The organism is Mycobacterium sp. RTGN6 (assembly GCF_033804605.1).
GTDB lineage: Bacteria > Actinomycetota > Actinomycetes > Mycobacteriales > Mycobacteriaceae > Mycobacterium.
The window spans coordinates 11,792-29,687 of sequence record NZ_JAPZKZ010000017.1; the positions used below are offsets into that span (position 1 = coordinate 11,792).

The following is a 17,896-nucleotide window of genomic DNA, read 5'->3' on the forward strand; positions in this document are numbered from 1 at the left end:
GCGCCAACGGGTGGACCGGTCAGCGCACCTCGGATGGCGCAATCCACTCGGTGGGCCGCAGCAGCACGATCTCGGGGATGATGCAGATCCTCGACAGCCGCGTGGTCAGCCGCACCGTTTCGGCGACGTCGCGCGGGGTGATCATGTCGGTGGCCCCACCGTCGCGGTAGTCGTCGGCCATCGGGGTGTCGACCAGACCCGGGCAGATCGCGGTGGCCTTGATGCCCTCGCCCGCGAGTTCGTCGTGCAATGCCTCGGTGTATCCGACGACGGCGGCCTTGGTCGCCGAGTACGACGCGAGGGTGGCTTCGCCTCGCTTACCGGCATTCGACGCGGTGTTGACCACCTGCGCCGAGCCGCGCAGCTGCACCGCGTTCCGCAACAAGGGCAGGCACTTGCCGGTCAGCAGGATGACCGCCCGGAGGTTGACGGCGACCTGGCCGTCGAGGAAGTCCGCAGTGATGTCGCCGACCCCGCGGTGCCCGGCGACCCCCGCGTTGTTGACCAGGATGTCGAGCGCGCCGAACCGGGCCGCGTGGGAGGCCACCACGTCGTCGAGGAAGTCCTCCTCGGTCAGCGAGCCCGTCAGCCAGTTGACCTCGGGTCCAAGGTTTTCCGCGGCCGCGCGGACCTTGTCCGGATCTCGGCCCACCGCCGTGACGGCGAAGCCCTCCTCGCCGAGGATCTCGGTGATGGCCCGGCCGATACCGCCGGACGCTCCCGTCACGATGGCGCTGCGCACTTCGCTAGTCATGGTCGAGAATTACACCGCGTCCGAGCGGATTGCGCCTACTCGACGGTGACGGACTTGGCCAGGTTGCGCGGCTTGTCGACGTCGTAGCCCCGGGCCTGGGCCACCCCGGCGGCGAACACCTGCAGCGGGATGGTGGACAGCAGCGGCTGGAAAAGCGTTGACACCGCAGGGATTTCGATGAGGTGATCGGCGTAGGGCCGGACCATGTCGTCGCCCTCCTCGGCGATGACGATGGTGACGGCACCGCGCGCCTGAATCTCGCGGATGTTGCTCAGCAGCTTGCTGTGCAGCATCGCGGCGTTCTTCGGCGAGGGCATCACGACGATGACCGGAAGGTCGTCCTCGATCAGCGCGATGGGCCCGTGCTTGAGCTCGCCCGCGGCGAAGCCCTCCGCGTGCATGTACGCCAGCTCCTTGAGCTTCAGTGCACCCTCGAGTGCCACCGGGTAGCCGACGTGGCGGCCCAGGAACAGCACCGTCGACGACGTCGCGAACCGCTGCGCCAGTTCGGTGACCGGCTCCATGCACGTCAGGACGCGTGCGATCAGATCGGGCATCGACTCGAGCTCGTTGAACTCCCGCTCGACCTCGTCGGGGTACTTGGTGCCACGGGCCTGCGCCAACGCTAGGCCCACGAGGTAGTTCGCCGCGATCTGCGCAAGGAATGTCTTGGTGGACGCGACGCCGATCTCCGGCCCGGCCCGCGTGTAGAGCACCGCGTCGCACTCCCGCGGGATCTGCGAACCGTTGGTGTTGCAGATCGCCAGCACCTTGGCCTTCTGCTCCTTGGCGTGCCGCACGGCCTCCAGGGTGTCGGCGGTCTCGCCGGACTGCGAGATGGCGATCACCAGCGTGCTGCGGTCCAGCACGGGGTCGCGGTAACGGAACTCACTGGCGAGCTCGACCTCGACGGGCAGCCGGGTCCAGTGCTCGATGGCGTACTTGGCGAGCAGGCCGGAGTGGTAGGCCGTGCCGCACGCGACGATGAAGACCTTGTCGATCTCGCGTAGCTCCTGATCGGACAGGCGCTGCTCGTCCAGCACGATGCGGCCGTCGACGAAGTGGCCCAGCAGGGTGTCGGCGACGGCGGCGGGCTGCTCGGCGATCTCCTTGAGCATGAAGAACTCGTAGCCGCCCTTCTCGGCGGCCGAGAGATCCCAGTCGATATGGAACGGTCGAGCACTCCCGTCATCCCGGTTGCCCCGGAAGTCGTACACCGCATAGCCGTCGGCGGTGATCACGACGGCCTGGTCCTGGCCGAGCTCGACGGCGTCGCGGGTGTGCTCGATGAACGCGGCGACGTCGGAGCCGAGGAACATCTCCCCGTCGCCGATGCCGACCACCAGCGGGGTCGAGCGTCGCGCGGCGACGATGGTCCCGGGCTCGTCCGCGTTGGCGAAGACGAGGGTGAAGTGGCCTTCGAGTCGGGGCAGCACGGCAAGCACCGAGCCGACGAAGTCGCCCGCGGTGGGGCCGTGGTGGTACTGCCAGGCGACGAGGTGGACGGCGACCTCGGTGTCGGTGTCGCTGGCGAACTCGACGCCCGTGGCCTCCAGTTCGGCGCGCAGCGCGGCGAAGTTCTCGATGATGCCGTTGTGGACGACGGCGATCTTGCCGGACGCGTCGCGGTGCGGGTGGGCGTTGCGATCGGTCGGGCGGCCGTGGGTGGCCCAGCGGGTGTGCCCCATGCCGGCGCTGCCCTCGAACGCGCCGGCGTCGGCCTCGTCGAGCGCGGCTTCCAGGTTGGCGAGCCGTCCCGCGCGCCGGCGAACCGTCAGTCCGCCGTTGCCGTCGAGCAGCGCGATACCCGACGAGTCGTAGCCGCGGTACTCCATCCGGCGCAGCGCATCGACGACGATGCCACGGGCAGGACGCTGCCCGACGTAGCCGACGATTCCGCACACGAGAGTCCAGGGTAGTGCAGCGGTCCCGATCAACCTGGGTGAGCTACGGTCATCGGGTGGCCAAGACGAAGCAACTCTTCGCTGCCTTGACGCGCCGCGGTCCGCACCGCGTGCTCCGTGGTGACCTGGCCTTTGCCGGCCTGCCGGGCGTCGTCTACACCCCCGAATCGGGCCTGAACCTGCCCGGTGTCGCGTTCGGTCACGACTGGCTGGCGGGGGCGGACCGCTACGGCGGCACCCTCGAGCACCTGGCCTCCTGGGGCATCGTCGCGGCGGCGCCCAACACCGAGACGGGAATCGCTCCGTCCGTGCTCAACCTGGCCTTCGACCTGGGGTCGACGCTCGACATCATCTCGGGCGTTCGGCTGGGCACCGGCAAGATCAGCGTCCACCCCACGAAGTTGGGTGTCGTCGGTCACGGTTTCGGCGCCTCGGCCGCCGTGTTCACCGCTGCTGGCGTGCCCGACAAGCTCAAGGCCGCCGTGGCGATCTTCCCCTCGGCCAGCCAACCGCCCGCCGAGCAGCCCGCGGCGGGTCTCCGGACTCCCGGGTTGATCCTGTCCGCGCCCGACGACCCGACCTCGATCCGGTCAAACGCGCCTGCACTGAACGCGGCATGGAAGACCGCGACGTTGCGCACGGTGGCGAAGGCCAAGGCCGGCGGGCTCGTCGAGGGGTTTCGGATCACCCGCATCGTCGGCCTGCCAGGCGCCGATCGCGGCACGCAGAAGGCCGTTCGGGCCCTGTTGACGGGCTTCCTGCTCCACACCCTGACCGGCGACAAGGCCTACAAGGAGTTCAGCGACCCCGACGTGCTCCTGCCCAAGACCGTCGCACCGGATCCGGATGCCGTGCCCGTCACGCCCGAGGACAAGGTCGTCGCGCTGCTCAAGCGGTAGCTCCGATCCCGACCAACCAACTGGTTGATAGCGGGTGGTTTAATCCAGGTATGCGTACCGGAATCTTCTTGAGCTATGCCGACGGTTTCCGCGAGGCGGCCGAGCAGGTGGTCGAACTCGAGAAGGTCGGGGTCGACATCGCCCTCGTCGCCGAGGCCTATTCGTACGACGCCATCAGCCAGCTCGGCTACCTGGCCGCCAAGACGTCCACCATCGAGCTGGGCACCGGGGTGGTGCCGATCTACGTCCGCACCCCGACGCTGCTCGCCATGACGGCCGCCGGTCTTGACTACGTGTCCGACGGCCGCTTCCGGCTCGGTATCGGCACGTCAGGGCCACAGGTGATGGAGGGCTTCCACGGCGTTCCGTTCGACGCACCGATGGGCCGCACCCGCGAGGTCGTCGAGATCTGCCGCCAGGTGTGGCGCCGCGAGGACGTGCAACACGACGGGAAGCACTACCAGATCCCGCTGCCCGCGGACCGCGGCACCGGGCTGGGCAAGCCATTGCACCTCATCAATCATCCAGTCCGCGAACGTATTCCGATCACGATTGCCGCGCTCGGTCCTCAGAACGTCGAACTCACCGCCGAAATCGCCGAAGGCTGGCAGCCGGTGTTCTACTACCCGGAGAAAGCCGACTCGGTCTGGGGTGACGCGCTGCGGGCGGGCGCCGCCAGGCGGGATCCGGGGCTCGGGCCGCTGGACGTCATGGTCTCGGCCAGTCTGGCCATCGGCGACGACCTCGACGACCGGCTGGCGTGGGCGAAACCCCAATTGGCCCTGTACATCGGCGGCATGGGAGCGCGCGGCAAGAACTTCTACCACAACCTGGCCACCCGATACGGGTTCGGCGAGGTGGCCGATCACATTCAGGATCTGTACCTGGCGGGCAAGAAGGCCGAGGCCATCGCGGCGGTGCCCGACGAGTTGGTCCGCAATACGTCGCTGGTCGGGCCGCGCGGGTTCGTCAAGGAGCGGCTGGCGGCCTATGCCGAGGCGGGCGTCACCACGCTGCTGGTGCACCCGCTGGGCGTCGACTCGGCCGAACAGGTGCGCTACGTCGAGGAATTGGTCGAGCTCACCTCGTAGGTCCGCGACGGGGACGGCTGCGCTGCGATATACGCACGCATGCAACGCGGCAACCACTGATCTCGCAGCGAGAAGCTCTATGGGATGCGATCGGGCGCGCCAACAATGGTGAACGCCCCATCTCCAGAGAGTGAATCGACGGATGCCCACCACCGACGCACGGCGTGCCGACCAGGCCCAGAAGCTCACGGCCTGGTCACTGCTGGCACCCGGGCTGCTGGTCGTCGTGGCGCTGGCCGTCGTACCGCTGCTGCTCATCGCACGAAACAGCGTGGCCAAGGCTGACCAGTACGGTCGGGTGAGCGGCGGATTCACCTTCGAGAACTTCACCCAGCTGGCCGATCCGGTCTACGCCAAGACGCTCGCCTACAGCCTCGGCATGGCGGCGCTCAACACCGCGGTGTGCCTGCTGGTCGGATACCTCGTCTCGTACTACATCGTGTCGCAACCCGCGCATCGCCAGCCGCTTCTGCTGCTGCTCATCATCGTGCCGTTCTGGACCGACTTCCTGGTTCGCACGTTCGCGTGGATGACGCTGCTGGGCTCCGGCGGCCCGATCGCCGGGCTGCTGCGGATGTTCGGCGGCGACGGCGGCTCATTCATTCCCAGCCAGACGGCGGTCATGTTGGCGCTCCTCTACGCGTTCCTGCCCACCGCCGTCTTCCCCATCTACGCCTCGATGCGCGGTATCGACCCGTCGCTGCGCGAAGCGGCCGCCGACCTTGGCTGCGGGTGGTGGCGCACCCACGCGCGGGTGATCGCCCCGCTGAGTTCCCCGGGCATCGTCGCCGCCGCCCTGCTGATCTTCGTTCCGACGCTCGGCGTGTTCGTGATCCCCGTCCTGCTCGGCGGTGGCAAGGACCTGCTAGTGGGCAACCTGATCGTCACGCTCTACACGGAGTTTCGCAATCAGCCCATGGGCGCGGCACTTTCGATGGTCGTGCTGGTGCTCATGCTCGCCTCGATCGCCATCGCGGGCGTTCTGCTCAAGCTCCGGAACCGGGGTGCGCGATGGACCGCGTGACCGGCTGGATCGCCAAGGCGGCGCTGGCATTCCTCTACGTCCCGATCGTGGCCGTGGTCGTCTATTCGTTCAACGCGTCGGCGACCGCGAGTCGGTGGTCCGGCTTCAGCCTCAAGTGGTACGGCGAGGTCTTCACCGACCGCGCGCTGCTGCGCACCCTGCAGACCAGTTTCACGGTGGGCATCGTCGCCGCGGCAATCGCCACGGCGGTCGGCTGCCTCACCGCCTTCGGCCTCACCCGTTACCGGGTCAAGGGTCGGGCGGTGTTCTTGGGAGCCATCCTGCTGCCCCTGATACTTCCCGAGATCGTGCTCGGCGCGGCCCTTCTCACCGTCTTCAGCACCGTCCAGCTGCCGCTCGGCGTGCCGACCATCGTGCTCGGACACATCGTCATCACGTTGCCGCTGACGACGTTGATCCTCATGGGTGCGATCAGCTCGCTCGACAGCTCGCTGCCGGAAGCCTCCGCTGACCTGGGTTGCACTCCCTGGCAGACCTTTGTCCGCGTGCTCTTCCCGCTGCTGCGTTCTGCGATTCTGGCCGCATTCCTGCTGGCCTTTACTACGTCGTTCTCCAACATCGTCATCTCGACGTTCACCAGCGGCGTCGGTTCCACGACCATGCCGCTGCGGATCTACAGCTTGCTCAAGACCGGAATCACCCCGGAGCTCAACGCATTAGGCGCGATGCTCATCCTCGCGACCCTGCTGCTCATCTTCGCCGTTGGCCTACGGCAGATGCGCCGCATCCTGGTCGGCGTCAACTCCCCCACTCCTTAACCCGCTAACCCGCCAAAGGAAAGGCACCACCATGAAGACCACAGCCAAGACGACGAAGCGCATCGCGTGTCTCGCCTTCGTGGCGGCCTCGGCGCTCGCCTTGACCGCATGCGGCGGCGACTCGGGTGGCGGAGGAGAGCTCAACATCTACGCATGGGCAGGCGAGGTCCCCGACTCCGTCGTCGCGGCGTTCGAAAAGGAAACCGGCATCTCGGTCAACGTCGACACGTTCGACAGCAACGAGACCATGATCGCCAAGCTGGCCGCGGGCAACACCGGCTATGACATCGTCGAGCCGAGTCAGTACGCGGTCCAACAGCTTGTCGGCCAAGACCTCGTCGAGCCAGTCGACTACTCGAAGGTCCAGGGCATGGACAACGTGCAGGCGAAGTTCGTCGATCCGAGCTTCGATCCGAAGAACGAGCATGCCGTGCCATGGATTTGGGGAACCACGGGCCTGCTCTACAACGAGACCTGCACCAAGGGCCCGTTGACGAGTTGGAACGCGCTGTTCGATCCCGCATATCGCGGCAAGATCTACATGCTCGACAACATGCTCGCCAGCTACATCGTCGGACTGCAGGCCACCGGCTCGCCCGCCACGTCGACCGATGAGGCCCAAATCAAAAGGGCCACTGACAAACTCATGCAGCAGAAGCCGCTGTTGGCGGGATACAACTCGACGAACTACTACGACCTCGTCGCCTCGGGTGATGCCTGCGCGTCGCTCGCGTGGGGCGGCTCGTCGGTTGGAAAGGTCGTCGCCGACAACCCCAACGTGAAGTACACGCTGCCCACCGAGGGCGGCACCCTGTGGGTCGACAACTTCTCGATCGCCAAGGGCGCACCGCATTCCGAGGCGGCGTACAAGTGGCTGAACTTCATCCTCAAGCCCGAGGTCGGCGCGATGGCCACCAATGACGGATCACTCGCCACCACCAATGAGGCGTCCCGCAAGCTGATCACCGATCCGAAGGTGCTAGGCAACCCGGCGATCTTCGCACCAGACGATCAACTCCAGAAGGCGGAGTTCATCGTCGATCCGGGTGCCGCCATGAAGTACTACCAGGACGGCTGGACCCGCGTGAAGGCGTCCTGATGACCACCCCGGCGATTCGCCTCACGGGCATCACCAAGTCCTTCGGCGAGACGACGGCCGTCGAGCCGCTCGACCTCGAGATCGGCCAGAACGAGTTCTTCTCGATTCTCGGCCCCTCGGGGTGCGGCAAGACGACGCTGATGCGGATGATCGCCGGCTTCGAAACCCCGACGGCCGGGGAGATCGAGCTAGCAGGTACGCCGGTCACCGGGGTGCCCACCCGAAAGCGCGACCTCAACATGGTCTTCCAGAGCTATGCGCTGTTTCCCCATCTCTCGGTGGCCGACAACGTCGCGTTCGAGTTGCGCGTCAAGCGCACCCCGAAGGCCGAGGTCGCGGACCGAGTAGGCAAGGCGCTCAATCTCGTTCGGCTCGAGGCGCTGGCGGACCGCAAGCCCGACCAGCTCTCGGGCGGCCAGCGTCAGCGAGTGGCGCTCGCCCGCGCCATCGTCGGACGCCCTACCGTCATCCTGCTCGACGAGCCGCTGGGCGCGCTGGATCAGCAGCTTCGCAAGGAGATGCAGATCGAGTTGAAGCGGCTGCAGCGCGAGGTGCACACCACGTTCGTCTACGTCACTCACGATCAGGAGGAGGCGCTGACGATGAGTGACCGCATCGCGGTGATGTCCGCCGGTCGGATCCTGCAGATCGGCTCGCCGACCGAGATCTACGAGCGGCCAACGTCCCGCTTCGTCGCCTCGTTCATCGGCAGCTGCAACGTCGTCGAGGGCGCCCGGGTGGGTAGCGACGTCGTGGTGCCAGCCGTCGGAGTCGTGCCCGCCACGGCGGTCGGCGAGATTCCCGACGGCGCGGCCGTCGGCCTGGCGGTGCGACCGGAGCGCATCTCGATCGCCACGGCGCAACCTACGGACGGCTTCGCCGTCTCGGGTGCGCTGACCGAATCGGTCTACACCGGTGACGAATGGCGGTTCGGCGTAAGTGCCGCGCCCGCAGCACATCTCGTTGCCACTGTACCGAGCGCACAGCTGACCCCCGAGCTCGCCACGGTGAAGCCCGGCGGCACCGTCTGGCTCAGCTGGCGCGCCGAGGACGCACGGGCACTAACCGTCTGACTCAGAAAGGAGCGGCCATGCGTGTCGCCATCGCACAGTTCGGTCCCACCACCGACGTCGCGGAGAACCTCGCCGCGATCGATCGACTCACCACCCGCGCCGTTGCCGACGGAGCCAAGCTGATCGTGTTTCCGGAGGAGGCCATGGTCACCGTCGACGGCCTCGGCGAGCCACTATCCGAATTCGTCGACGCGAAGTGGCCGCTCTTCGAGGCGCACGTCTCCGCGCTCGCCGCAACACATGGCATCGCCATCATCGCGGGGGGTTATGAGCCGAACGGAACGACTCGGCCCAACAACACCTTGCTAGCAACGGATTCCACCGGCAGCGTCGTCGCCCGCTACCGCAAGCTGCATTTGTACGACGCCTTCGCCTATCAGGAGTCCAAGTACGTGACGTCGGGCCCCGAGCTGCCTCCGGTGGTCGCACTCGCGGGCCTGCGTGTCGGCCTGGTGAACTGCTACGACCTCCGCTTCCCGGAACTCGCCCGCCACCTCATTGCAGAAGGGGCAGACCTCATCTCGATCTCCGCGGCGTGGATGGCCGGCCATCGCAAGGCGGACCACTGGGAAACCCTGGTCCGCGCCCGGGCGATCGAGAACACCGTCTGGGTGGCGGCGGCGGGCAGCATCGCGCCGAACTGCATCGGCGACTCGCTCGTGGTGGACCCACTCGGTGTCGTGAAGGCCGGGCTCGGCGACGAGCCCGAAGCCACCGTCACCGTCGAGATCTCGCCGTCCCGCACCGAGGCCGTCCGCCGCGTGCTGCCCGCACTCGAGAATCGCCGGATCGAGCTGACGATGACCGTCAAGGACTAACCATGCCAATCACCCTCAACCCCGCGCCCGCACCGCTGGACGCCGAGCTCGTCGCCAAAATCGAGCGGGTCTCGTTCCCTACCCTCGGGCACTACCTCGAAGAGGGCTTCGTCGATCCCGCGCTCGCGCGCCAGGCAGGAACCGGCCGTGTGGTGGGCCGGGCGGTCACCGTCCGCACGACGGCCACAGATTCGACGATGCTGCACCACGCGGTCGGATATCTGGAGGCCGGCGACGTGCTCGTGGTCGACACCGGCGGCGACCGCCGGCATGCCCCCGTCGGGCTGGTCGTCGCAGCGGCGGCAGCAGCACGCGGCGCCCGGGGAATCATCGTCGACGGCGTCGTCACGGACATCGCCGAGATCGCCGAACTCGGAATTCCGGTGTACGCGTACGGCTGCAGCGTGCTGACCACCAAGTTGCACGGCATCGACGCCGGCGGACATCACGTCGACGTCGTCGTGGGTGGCGTGTCCATCCGCGCGGGCGACGTCGTGCTCGCCGATGCCAACGGTGTCTTCGCCGCCGCCGCCGAGGTAGTGGCGCACGTGATCGACGTCGCCCTGCAAGACGATGCCCAGGAACCCGAACTGATCGACAGGATCCGCGCGGGCGCGCGGCTCGGCGACGAGACCGGCGCCACCAAGACCATCTTGTCGCTCCCCCAGGCGTAACAGCGCCAAAGCCCCACGACCAAGAGGAGTTTCACTTCATGTTTCTCAAGGCCGCGATCAACGGCGGACGTACCCGCGCCGAGGCCCCGACCGTTCCACTCACGCCGGAGGAGATCGCGACGGACGCGTCACGGGCGGTCGCGCTCGGCGCCGCAGTGGTACACGCCCACGCCCGCACGGCCGACGGCGGTCAGACCATCCACCCTGACGACATCGCCGCGATGGTGCGTGCCGTCCGGGCCGCAGACCCGTCGGTGATCATTGGAACCACGACCGGCCTGTGGACCTGTGCCGGTCACGACGAGCGCATGCGCCACGTATCGGGCTGGCCGGACGGTGCACTGCCCGACTTCGCGTCCGTCGCGTTCTCCGAGGAAGGGGCCGCCGAAGCGGCGCAGCTGCTGGTGTCGCGCGGCATCGTGCTCGAGAGCGCGGTGTGGTCGATGGCCGACGTCCCGAACCTGCTCAGCTCCCCGACGCTGCACCAGAACGTCCGGATCCTCATCGAGCCCGAGACGGAGGACGCGGATGGGGCCGTCTCGGAATGCCGGGAGATCGTCGAGGTACTTCGCGACGCTGGCGTGACGTGTTCGATTCTCTATCACGGCCATGACACCACGGCATGGCCGGTGTTGAGCGCAGCCGTCGAGGATGGCGCCGAGGCGCGGATCGGGTTCGAGGACGTGACGCACGGGTTCGCCGGCGAGGCTGCGGACAACGCCGCAATGATCGTCGAGGCGCTCGCGATCGCGCGCGCTCACGCCACTCGGTAACACCTCCACTTTCCACAGGTGGCTGGCGCTATCCTCGCAGCGAGGCGGTGAGGCAGGCATGTTCGACGAGACTGACCACGCCATCATCGCGATGCTCGGCCAGGACGGGCGGCGCACCTTCACCTCCATGGCGGCGGAACTGGAGGTCAGCGAGGCGACAGTGCGCGGCCGAACCGCCAAGCTGCAGGAATCGGGCGCGCTGCGCATCGTCGCGCTGTGCAATCCGCTGACACTGGGCCACCAGTCAGTGCGGCTGGTGCTCGCCGTGCGTGACCACACACCACGTTCCGTGGCCGAGGCACTCGCGGCCATGCCGCTCGTCAACCACGTCGCGCTCTGCACAGGCGCGCGCGACGTCTACGTCGAGGCCACGTGCCGGGACCTCGATCAGGTGCGCGCGCTGCTCGACGACGCCCGCCGCATCCCCGGCGTGGCCACGATGGACCTCTACCTGCTGACCGAGCTATTCAAGGACTACTCGTGGGTGGGGTTGCGCGGCGGTGTCGGGCAGGGCCCGACTGCGATCGGCTAACGATCAGACTTGGTGGGCCGGTCGACAGCCTCCCGAAAGCCGGCCCATAGGTAGGAGTCCTTGAGCACTTCGAGTACGGTCTCCGTCTCCAGCCGCTCGATCCCACGGATGCGACGCACGGTCTCGTGCAAGAACTTTGACAGATGTTCGTTGTCGGCACATCGGACGTCGAGCATCAAGTCGAATGCACCGAGCGCCGCACCGACGAACTTCACCTCCGGTTGCGCGGCCAGTTGTCGCGCGACGCTGTCGACGGTCACTCCCCGCACCTGGATCGAGATGTGCGCCTCGACCTCTCCGAGCTTGGGCGCATCGGACATGCCGACGACCTGCACGATGCCCAGCTTCCGCAACCGGTTGTAGCGGGACCGAACTGACGCTTCACTGAGGCCCACATACCGGCCGATCTCGCCGAAGGAGCGGCGGCCGTCTATGCGGAGCTGGTCGATGATGCGCCGGTCGATGCTGTCGGCGAGCCGGGGATCCACCAGCACATTCTGCCCGCCGTGCGTCTGACGCGTCGGTACATCGGCCAGCCGGCCCGCAGGTGACGCACGCCTCATTGTTCGGACATTTGCCCATCGTCCGATATGCTTGGTCCAGCGGCATCGTCTGTTCTGCCTTTTGTCGCTTCTCGATCGTCAACCGAGCGCCGCGGGATTCACCCGCGCCGGGCAGGACGACCACTCAATCTTTCGGAGTTTCAACCTTGTCTGTCCCCATGTCTGATGGGTCAACCGTGCCCACCTCAGCTGTACCCACCTTCGCCGACCTCGGCCTGCCCGCGGCCGTCGTCAATACACTCTCCGCCAACGGCATTGAGCAACCCTTCCCCATTCAGGCTGCGACGCTTCCTGATTCACTCGCGGGCCGCGACGTGCTCGGCCGTGGCCGCACGGGCTCCGGCAAGACCTATGCGTTCCTGCTGCCGCTGGTCTCCCGGCTGGCCGAAAGCAAGACCCCACGTGGGGCCGGCCGTCCCCGGGCGCTGATCCTGGCCCCGACACGGGAACTCGTCGCCCAGATCGACGCCGCACTAGCGCCGTTGGCCGCCGCCATGAACCTGCGCTCGGTCACCATCTTCGGTGGCGTCGGCGCACAGCCGCAGATCCAGAAGCTGCGTGCCGGCGTCGACATCGTCATCGCCTGCCCCGGCCGGCTCGAGGATCACGTCAGCTCCCGCCATGCGGACCTGTCCGCCATCGAGATCACCATCCTCGACGAGGCCGACCACATGGCCGATCTCGGCTTCCTGCCCGGCGTCAAGCGCCTGCTAGACCGCACGCCGAAAAATGGCCAGCGGATGCTGTTCTCGGCCACGCTGGACAACGGCGTCGACGTGCTGGTGAAGCGCTACCTGCACGACCCCGTGACGCACAGCGTCGACTCGGCTCAGTCGCCGGTGTCGGCGATGACCCACCACGTCTTGCACGTGGACAGCAGCGCCCGGGTGAACGTGCTGACCGACCTGGCCGCGTCGCCGGGTCGCACCATCGTGTTCGCCCGCACCAAGCACGGCGCGAAGAACCTGACCCGCCAACTGAATTCGCGTGGCGTCGCGGCCGTCGAATTGCACGGCAACCTGTCTCAGAACGCGCGCACGCGCAACCTCGCCGCGTTCTCCGACGGCACGGCCTCGGTGATGGTGGCGACCGACATCGCCGCCCGCGGCATCCACGTCGACGACATCACCCTGGTGGTGCACGCCGATCCTCCCGTCGAGCACAAGGCCTACCTGCACCGGTCGGGCCGTACCGCTCGCGCGGGCAACGAGGGCACCGTCGTGACCCTCATGCACGACGCTCAGGTGTCCGACGTGCGCGACCTCACCCGCAAGGCCGGCATCAAGCCGACCATCACGCGCTTCCGCGGTGCGACGCACCCGGTGCTGCAGGAGATCGCGCCGGGCGAACGCACATTCGGCAAGCCGGTGGTGTTCGACACCCCGGCACCTCAGCAGCAGCGGCCACGCAACCGCGGCAACGGTGACGGCCGCTCGGCGTCGAATCCTCACGCGGGCAACCGCGGCAACCGTTCGCGCGGCGGGCAGCGTGGCGGCGGACAGCCTCGCACGCACACGTCGTCGTCGACGACCCGCAACGGCGGTTCGCGCGGCCGCTAGCCGGTCCGGCGGGCCACCGCGAGCTCTCCGAGCAGTGCGCCCGGGCGTGCCGCGGTCATGCTTGCGCTGAGACCCGGTGGTCGGTCGAGGCGTGCTGCCTGGCCCAGGCAAGCGCGTGGTCTGCGACGGCCTCCCAGCCCGGCGCTGCGCACGTCCAGTGATCACGTCCCTCGAACTCGTAGTATTCGGTGATCGCAGGCGAATTCTTGTAGTGCATGGCGTTGGACTTGTTCACCGACGGGGGCATGATGTGGTCCTGCTCGCCGGCGATGAACAACAGCGGGGCACGGTTGGCGCGATAGTCGACCCAGGTGTCCTGATGTCCGGGTTTGAAGTTCGCGAGGAGACCGAACTCCCACACCCAATTGCCTGGGGCCGCAATGGCATAGCGGTCCCAGACCTGCCTCGACTCATCCTCGGTAAGGGTGTTGGTGAACGCATAGTGGAATTCTTCGGGGGTGAATCCGACGGCCTTGTGTCGATTGGCAGGGTTCTTGAGCGCCGGGAAGAGCGACTTCACCTGGGACAGCGGATTGACCCGGACACCCTCGGTGGGTGCGGAGTCGACGACCACCCCAGCGGAACCCAGACCGCGTGCCAGCAACAGCTGAGTCAGCGTGCCACCGAACGAGTGCCCCATGATGATTGGCGGCGTCTCGACGGACTGCACGACGCTGGCCAAATGGTCCACGGTCTCGGGCACCGTGAGGTTGGCGATGATGTCGGGGTTCTCGCGCAATGCCTCCACCTCGATGTCGAAACCCGGGTAGCCGGGCGTCAAGACCTTCAGGCCCTGCGACTCGTAGTGGGTGACCCAGTGCTCCCAGCTGCGCGGAGTCATCCATAGGCCGTGGACGAGGACGACGGTGTCGGGGTTGGCTGGATGGTTGACCATGGTTGACTCCTGGCGTGTGAGGACGGGTGGACCCCCGAAAGGGTGCAACCAATTTTCGGGCTTGGGTGCGCCCGCAAGCGCCCCGCGACCGGGAACTGAGCACGGTGGGGCCGTTGGCGTGCACCCTGAGCCAAGTCGGTGGAATACTCTCCCCACGTCCGACGCTCGGGTTTCGGCGGGTTTTCCTTGCGCTTCAGGAAGGTGCCAACGATGCTCGTCTTCGACAGCGCTTCGGTACCGATGCGTGACCGGCAGAGTGCGGTGGTCGACTCCATCACCAGTGCGGCCGGAGCCACCTTCATGACGCCCCAGCGTGGCGGCAAGAGTCTTCACCTGAGGTTGCACGCGTGGGACCTTGGCGGCGTCGAGGTCGTTGACGCCAAGTGCTCTGCGCACACACTCCGGCGCTCCGCGCGTCACGGCTCCGGCGATGACGAGACGGTCATCGCCGTGACGTGCGGCCTGCTGGGCAGGGGCCTGCACCTTCAGCACGACCGTGAAATGACGGTGCAACCTGCCGCGATATGGGCGACGAATCTCGCCGAGCCCTACGTGCACCACGTCACTGACACATGGACAACGACGGCGAAGGTTCCCTTGCGGCTGCTCGGTGTCCCGCACGACCTGGTGGGTCCCGCGCTGCAGCAGGTCGGCCGCAGCCCGCTGGCCCGGCTGTTCAGCCACCACGTGACCCATGTCCGAGAGCTCGCCGACGACATCAACGATGCCGCTATGGCGTCCCTTGGGACGGCCACGCTGGCTCTCGCCCGGGCCTTGCTCGCCAGCGTCTCAAGCGACGACGAGCTAGCGCGGGAAGCATTCGAGGACAGCCTGCTGCCAAGGGTCAAGGCGTACGTTCGCGCGCATCTGGCAGATGGCGACCTTGACGCAACGAGTATTGCTGCAGCGAACCACGTCTCGGTCCGCCAGCTGTACAAGGTATGCGCCAAGGCCGACCTTCGGCTGGAACAGTGGATCATCCAGCAGCGCCTGGAACGCGCCCACGAAGACCTTGCACTGGCCACCCCGACACCCGTATCGGTCAGCGCGCTGGCGCGTCGTTGGGGCTTCGCCGACGCTTCCCATTTTGCCCGCCGATTTCGTGGCTTCTACGGCATGTCGCCACGCGAATGGCAAGCGTTGAACCCACCGCCCAGCCGAGGTTCTGAACACACCTCGACTTGACGTTGCTCGGTGAAGGCGGCGCTAACTCGGGGGTTGCCCCGCGGCGGTGGGCAATTCGGCGTGCACCTTGGCGGCCAGTTCGCCCAGTAGCGCAACGACGACACCGAACGCGAAGTACAGCGCAGGGAGCCATAGGCCGACCCCGAACAGGTGGCTCGAGTCGCCGGCGTACGCGAACACGCCGACCTTGACGAGCACGATCTCGACCACCGGCCCGATGACGGCGGCGAGCACGCCGCAGATGATCGACGGCCCATCCCCCAACACGCACCACGTGATGGCGGCGAGCGCCACGATGAGTGTGGTGGCGGGCACCACGGGTGCGGTGTGTACGAGCGCCGTGACGACATAGGTGCCGATGACGGCCGCGACCCCCGCGAGGCCCTGCCTTGCGGTCACGGTTGAGCGCGGGGCGGGCAGGTGCAGGCGCAGTTCGGCCAGCGATACCGTCGCTGCGCCGACCATCACCGGAAACCAGATCGGGCTGCTCCAGATGAACGGCACCGCATCCGTGAAGTACCGAGTGGCGCCTGTGGCAACGTGACTGTGGTCGCCGATGAGGGCCGCCACTGCCCCCAACGCGAAGAGGGCGATCGCCTCTGACATGCGCAGCTTCACCGGACGGACGCTACTCCCCGACCTGAGGAAGCTCGTCGGCGGCAATCTCGCACGGAGTCTGCCCGGGCGGTTCGGTAGCGACGTCCTGCAGGCCCGGTTCGGGCATCGGCGGCGGCACGGGCGTGGGCGCAGGTTCCGGCGCCGGCTCGGGTGGCGCCTCGGGTGCGATGGGTACTTCCGGCGCGGCGGCCGCCGGGTCGGTCGGCTCGCCCTCGGCGCCGGGTTCGTCGTCCTCGTCCTCCTCGGGGTCGACATCCGGATCGTCGTCGGGGTCGCGTTCATCGAAGGGTTCGTCGTCGGTCTCGAGTTCTGGTGGGTCGAGTTCGGGTGACGCGTCGCCCGCCGCTCCCGTCAGCCCGCCGAGAAGGTCGCCCAATTGCTGACCGAACCCGGACAGACCCGTCCCCAGCGACGGTGTGCCGCCGAGCTCTCCCAGCGGCGGTAGCGACGGTGGTGCAGGTGCCGCCGTCGGAGGCTCCTGCGCGAGCGGTGCCGGCGACGCAAGGGGCGAACTGGGCGCGGGCGACGGGGTGGGTGCGGCAGCTGGCGTGACGAGGGCCGGCGCTCCGAGCGCCGCGCCAACCGCAGGCCCTGCGGCGGCACCGCCGCTACCGACCAGCTGCCCGTCGTGTTCGACCGGCGCAGTCCACTGCGGACCCAAGCCACCGGGTACCTCGAACACCGCATCGGGCGCACCGCGCACGCGCGCGATCGCCGCGGCGTAGGCCGCCTCCACCCTCGCTGATCCCGCCCGCATCGCGGGCAACCAGTCGACCCGAACGTCGTTGTCCACGAACGGTTTCACCTGCTGATCGATGAGCTCACTGGCGCTCGCCAGGTCACCGACTCCGGTGGTCACGGTGCGCGCCGCCGCTAGCCAGGCCGCGCGTTGGCCCTGGTGGCTCGCGTCGATGGCCAGCGTCGCGGATACCTTGGCGTCGATGGCCCGCCACAGTTCGTCGCGAAGCGCGGTGATGGCATCGGCGGCCTCGCGCACCGCGGCGCTCACCGTCACGGCTGCGCGCTGATGGCGCGTCAGGAAGTCCAGCGCGACCCCCGCGCCCTGACCGGACCACGCTCCCGGCAGCGTGGCCAGTATTTCGGACTGACGCCACACCGCGTCGTCGGCCGCGGCCGCCACCGCCGTCAGCGCGGCGACGTCTGCCGCCAGCGCATCCAGCCGCAGCCCGTCCTCTCCGGAATACGCGTCCGCGGGATGCACCGTCAGGTCTGGATGGTGATAGCCCAACTGCTGGCAGGCCCGCACGTACTCGCCGATGTCGTCGACGGCCGGCCGGCCCTGCGCCAGGCGGGCGTCGACGTCGTAGTCGCCGGACACGCTCACCCCAGCCGCACGGCGCCGCGCGCCTCCGCGGCCAGGTAGCGGTCAGCGGAAGCCCTTATCGCAGAGCCGATCTCACTACCCGAGCGCGCCCACGTGCGAACGTCCTCGGCGAGCGCGTCGAGCGAACTGCGCAACGCACCCCCGGACGGACCGTGCTCGCGGCCCGCGACGGCGGCACCGAAGGTCAACTGAGCCAGATGTGTTCGCGCCGCGCCGTCGAGGGCATCGGCGACCGCGTCGTACCGGCCCGCGACATCGAGCAGGACCTCGAGGTCGACGCGCGCGGCGTCACGTTCTCCCATGGAAGATTG

The 17,896-nt window shown here is 67.8% G+C and carries 19 protein-coding genes; 12 read left to right on the plus strand and 7 right to left on the minus strand.

The features are described from left to right. Nucleotides 1–19 precede the first annotated feature (19 nt). Entirely contained in the window at nt 20–754 is a 735-nt protein-coding gene (locus SLQ33_RS31525) for an SDR family oxidoreductase (protein WP_319457869.1), read from the minus strand. Between the two features lie 35 nt (nt 755–789). Next, nucleotides 790–2,658: a glutamine--fructose-6-phosphate transaminase (isomerizing) gene (glmS, locus tag SLQ33_RS31530; RefSeq protein WP_319457870.1), complete on the minus strand. Its 1,869-nt coding sequence runs from the start codon at nt 2,656–2,658 to the stop codon at nt 790–792. Nucleotides 2,659–2,714: 56 nt separating this feature from the next. On the opposite strand from glmS, the gene SLQ33_RS31535 reads away from it, so the two are divergent. The 10 genes from SLQ33_RS31535 to SLQ33_RS31580 all read left to right on the plus strand — a co-directional run bounded on the left by SLQ33_RS31535 (nt 2,715) and on the right by SLQ33_RS31580 (nt 11,420). Further along, nucleotides 2,715–3,557 (plus strand): dienelactone hydrolase family protein, encoded by an 843-nt coding sequence (locus SLQ33_RS31535; protein ID WP_319457871.1) that lies wholly within the window; start codon nt 2,715–2,717, stop codon nt 3,555–3,557. 50 nt (nt 3,558–3,607) lie between these two features. Next, a complete protein-coding gene (locus SLQ33_RS31540) occupies nt 3,608–4,648 on the plus strand; it encodes an LLM class F420-dependent oxidoreductase (RefSeq protein ID WP_319457872.1) in 1,041 nt (346 codons plus the stop codon). Nucleotides 4,649–4,790: 142 nt separating this feature from the next. Beyond that, the gene (locus tag SLQ33_RS31545; protein ID WP_319457873.1) at nt 4,791–5,672 is read left to right on the plus strand and encodes an ABC transporter permease; all 882 of its coding nucleotides are present in this window, start codon (nt 4,791–4,793) and stop codon (nt 5,670–5,672) included. After that, a complete protein-coding gene (locus SLQ33_RS31550) occupies nt 5,660–6,451 on the plus strand; it encodes an ABC transporter permease (protein ID WP_319457874.1) in 792 nt (263 codons plus the stop codon). The genes SLQ33_RS31545 and SLQ33_RS31550 overlap by 13 nt, the downstream gene beginning before the upstream one ends. 31 nt (nt 6,452–6,482) lie before the next feature. Then, on the plus strand, nt 6,483–7,550 hold the full coding sequence (locus SLQ33_RS31555) for a spermidine/putrescine ABC transporter substrate-binding protein (protein WP_319457875.1): 1,068 nt from the start codon (nt 6,483–6,485) through the stop codon (nt 7,548–7,550). Continuing rightward, on the plus strand, nt 7,550–8,623 hold the full coding sequence (locus tag SLQ33_RS31560) for an ABC transporter ATP-binding protein (protein WP_319457876.1): 1,074 nt from the start codon (nt 7,550–7,552) through the stop codon (nt 8,621–8,623). Before SLQ33_RS31555 ends, SLQ33_RS31560 begins: the two co-directional genes overlap by 1 nt. Before the next feature lie 17 nt (nt 8,624–8,640). Continuing rightward, complete coding sequence (locus SLQ33_RS31565) at nt 8,641–9,441, plus strand: carbon-nitrogen hydrolase family protein (RefSeq protein ID WP_319457877.1); 801 nt, start codon at nt 8,641–8,643, stop codon at nt 9,439–9,441. Between the two features lie 2 nt (nt 9,442–9,443). Continuing rightward, nucleotides 9,444–10,115, plus strand: coding sequence for an RraA family protein (locus tag SLQ33_RS31570; protein WP_319457878.1), 672 nt, complete (start codon nt 9,444–9,446; stop codon nt 10,113–10,115). 38 nt (nt 10,116–10,153) lie between these two features. Further along, on the plus strand, nt 10,154–10,888 hold the full coding sequence (locus tag SLQ33_RS31575; RefSeq protein WP_319457879.1) for a 3-keto-5-aminohexanoate cleavage protein: 735 nt from the start codon (nt 10,154–10,156) through the stop codon (nt 10,886–10,888). 58 nt (nt 10,889–10,946) lie between these two features. After that, nucleotides 10,947–11,420 carry an Lrp/AsnC family transcriptional regulator gene (locus SLQ33_RS31580; RefSeq protein WP_319457880.1) on the plus strand — a complete coding sequence of 158 codons (474 nt, stop codon included), beginning with the start codon at nt 10,947–10,949 and terminating at the stop codon, nt 11,418–11,420. Here SLQ33_RS31580 and SLQ33_RS31585 read toward each other — a convergent pair. After that, the gene (locus SLQ33_RS31585) at nt 11,417–11,983 is read right to left on the minus strand and encodes an Lrp/AsnC family transcriptional regulator (protein ID WP_319457881.1); all 567 of its coding nucleotides are present in this window, start codon (nt 11,981–11,983) and stop codon (nt 11,417–11,419) included. The two genes, SLQ33_RS31580 and SLQ33_RS31585, sit on opposite strands and share 4 nt — an antisense overlap. A gap of 158 nt (nt 11,984–12,141) precedes the next feature. Here SLQ33_RS31585 and SLQ33_RS31590 point away from each other — a divergent pair, with 158 nt between their 5' ends. Next, a complete protein-coding gene (locus SLQ33_RS31590; protein ID WP_319457882.1) occupies nt 12,142–13,542 on the plus strand; it encodes a DEAD/DEAH box helicase in 1,401 nt (466 codons plus the stop codon). A 55-nt stretch (nt 13,543–13,597) separates the two neighbouring features. Here SLQ33_RS31590 and SLQ33_RS31595 read toward each other — a convergent pair whose 3' ends face one another. Next, complete coding sequence (locus SLQ33_RS31595) at nt 13,598–14,437, minus strand: alpha/beta hydrolase (RefSeq protein WP_319457883.1); 840 nt, start codon at nt 14,435–14,437, stop codon at nt 13,598–13,600. Between the two features lie 210 nt (nt 14,438–14,647). Between SLQ33_RS31595 and SLQ33_RS31600 the strand changes: the two genes are divergently transcribed. After that, nucleotides 14,648–15,622, plus strand: a complete 975-nt coding sequence (locus SLQ33_RS31600) for a helix-turn-helix transcriptional regulator (protein ID WP_319457884.1) — start codon at nt 14,648–14,650, stop codon at nt 15,620–15,622. A 21-nt stretch (nt 15,623–15,643) separates the two neighbouring features. Here the strand turns inward: SLQ33_RS31600 and SLQ33_RS31605 are convergent, their stop codons facing one another. From SLQ33_RS31605 to SLQ33_RS31615, 3 genes are read right to left on the minus strand one after another with little or no spacing between them, the layout of a single operon-like run. Then, on the minus strand, nt 15,644–16,240 hold the full coding sequence (locus SLQ33_RS31605; RefSeq protein ID WP_319457885.1) for a diacylglycerol-binding protein: 597 nt from the start codon (nt 16,238–16,240) through the stop codon (nt 15,644–15,646). Between the two features lie 10 nt (nt 16,241–16,250). Next, entirely contained in the window at nt 16,251–17,585 is a 1,335-nt protein-coding gene (locus tag SLQ33_RS31610; RefSeq protein WP_319457886.1) for a hypothetical protein, read from the minus strand. Further along, a complete protein-coding gene (locus SLQ33_RS31615; RefSeq protein WP_319457887.1) occupies nt 17,582–17,887 on the minus strand; it encodes a type VII secretion target in 306 nt (101 codons plus the stop codon). Before SLQ33_RS31615 ends, SLQ33_RS31610 begins: the two co-directional genes overlap by 4 nt. Nucleotides 17,888–17,896: the final 9 nt, after the last annotated feature.

What these genes read in the sequence shown, in the direction of transcription:
- SLQ33_RS31570 (WP_319457878.1), top strand. Translation starts at nt 9,444, where the DNA reads ATGCCAATCACCCTCAACCCCGCGCCCGCACCGCTGGACGCCGAGCTC.
- SLQ33_RS31545 (WP_319457873.1), top strand. Translation starts at nt 4,791, where the DNA reads ATGCCCACCACCGACGCACGGCGTGCCGACCAGGCCCAGAAGCTCACG.
- SLQ33_RS31525 (WP_319457869.1), bottom strand. Translation starts at nt 754, where the DNA reads ATGACTAGCGAAGTGCGCAGCGCCATCGTGACGGGAGCGTCCGGCGGT.
- SLQ33_RS31600 (WP_319457884.1), top strand. Translation starts at nt 14,648, where the DNA reads ATGCTCGTCTTCGACAGCGCTTCGGTACCGATGCGTGACCGGCAGAGT.
- SLQ33_RS31550 (WP_319457874.1), top strand. Translation starts at nt 5,660, where the DNA reads ATGGACCGCGTGACCGGCTGGATCGCCAAGGCGGCGCTGGCATTCCTC.
- SLQ33_RS31540 (WP_319457872.1), top strand. Translation starts at nt 3,608, where the DNA reads ATGCGTACCGGAATCTTCTTGAGCTATGCCGACGGTTTCCGCGAGGCG.
- SLQ33_RS31615 (WP_319457887.1), bottom strand. Translation starts at nt 17,887, where the DNA reads ATGGGAGAACGTGACGCCGCGCGCGTCGACCTCGAGGTCCTGCTCGAT.
- SLQ33_RS31560 (WP_319457876.1), top strand. Translation starts at nt 7,550, where the DNA reads ATGACCACCCCGGCGATTCGCCTCACGGGCATCACCAAGTCCTTCGGC.
- SLQ33_RS31565 (WP_319457877.1), top strand. Translation starts at nt 8,641, where the DNA reads ATGCGTGTCGCCATCGCACAGTTCGGTCCCACCACCGACGTCGCGGAG.
- SLQ33_RS31575 (WP_319457879.1), top strand. Translation starts at nt 10,154, where the DNA reads ATGTTTCTCAAGGCCGCGATCAACGGCGGACGTACCCGCGCCGAGGCC.
- SLQ33_RS31590 (WP_319457882.1), top strand. Translation starts at nt 12,142, where the DNA reads ATGTCTGATGGGTCAACCGTGCCCACCTCAGCTGTACCCACCTTCGCC.
- SLQ33_RS31585 (WP_319457881.1), bottom strand. Translation starts at nt 11,983, where the DNA reads ATGAGGCGTGCGTCACCTGCGGGCCGGCTGGCCGATGTACCGACGCGT.
- SLQ33_RS31580 (WP_319457880.1), top strand. Translation starts at nt 10,947, where the DNA reads ATGTTCGACGAGACTGACCACGCCATCATCGCGATGCTCGGCCAGGAC.
- SLQ33_RS31555 (WP_319457875.1), top strand. Translation starts at nt 6,483, where the DNA reads ATGAAGACCACAGCCAAGACGACGAAGCGCATCGCGTGTCTCGCCTTC.
- SLQ33_RS31595 (WP_319457883.1), bottom strand. Translation starts at nt 14,437, where the DNA reads ATGGTCAACCATCCAGCCAACCCCGACACCGTCGTCCTCGTCCACGGC.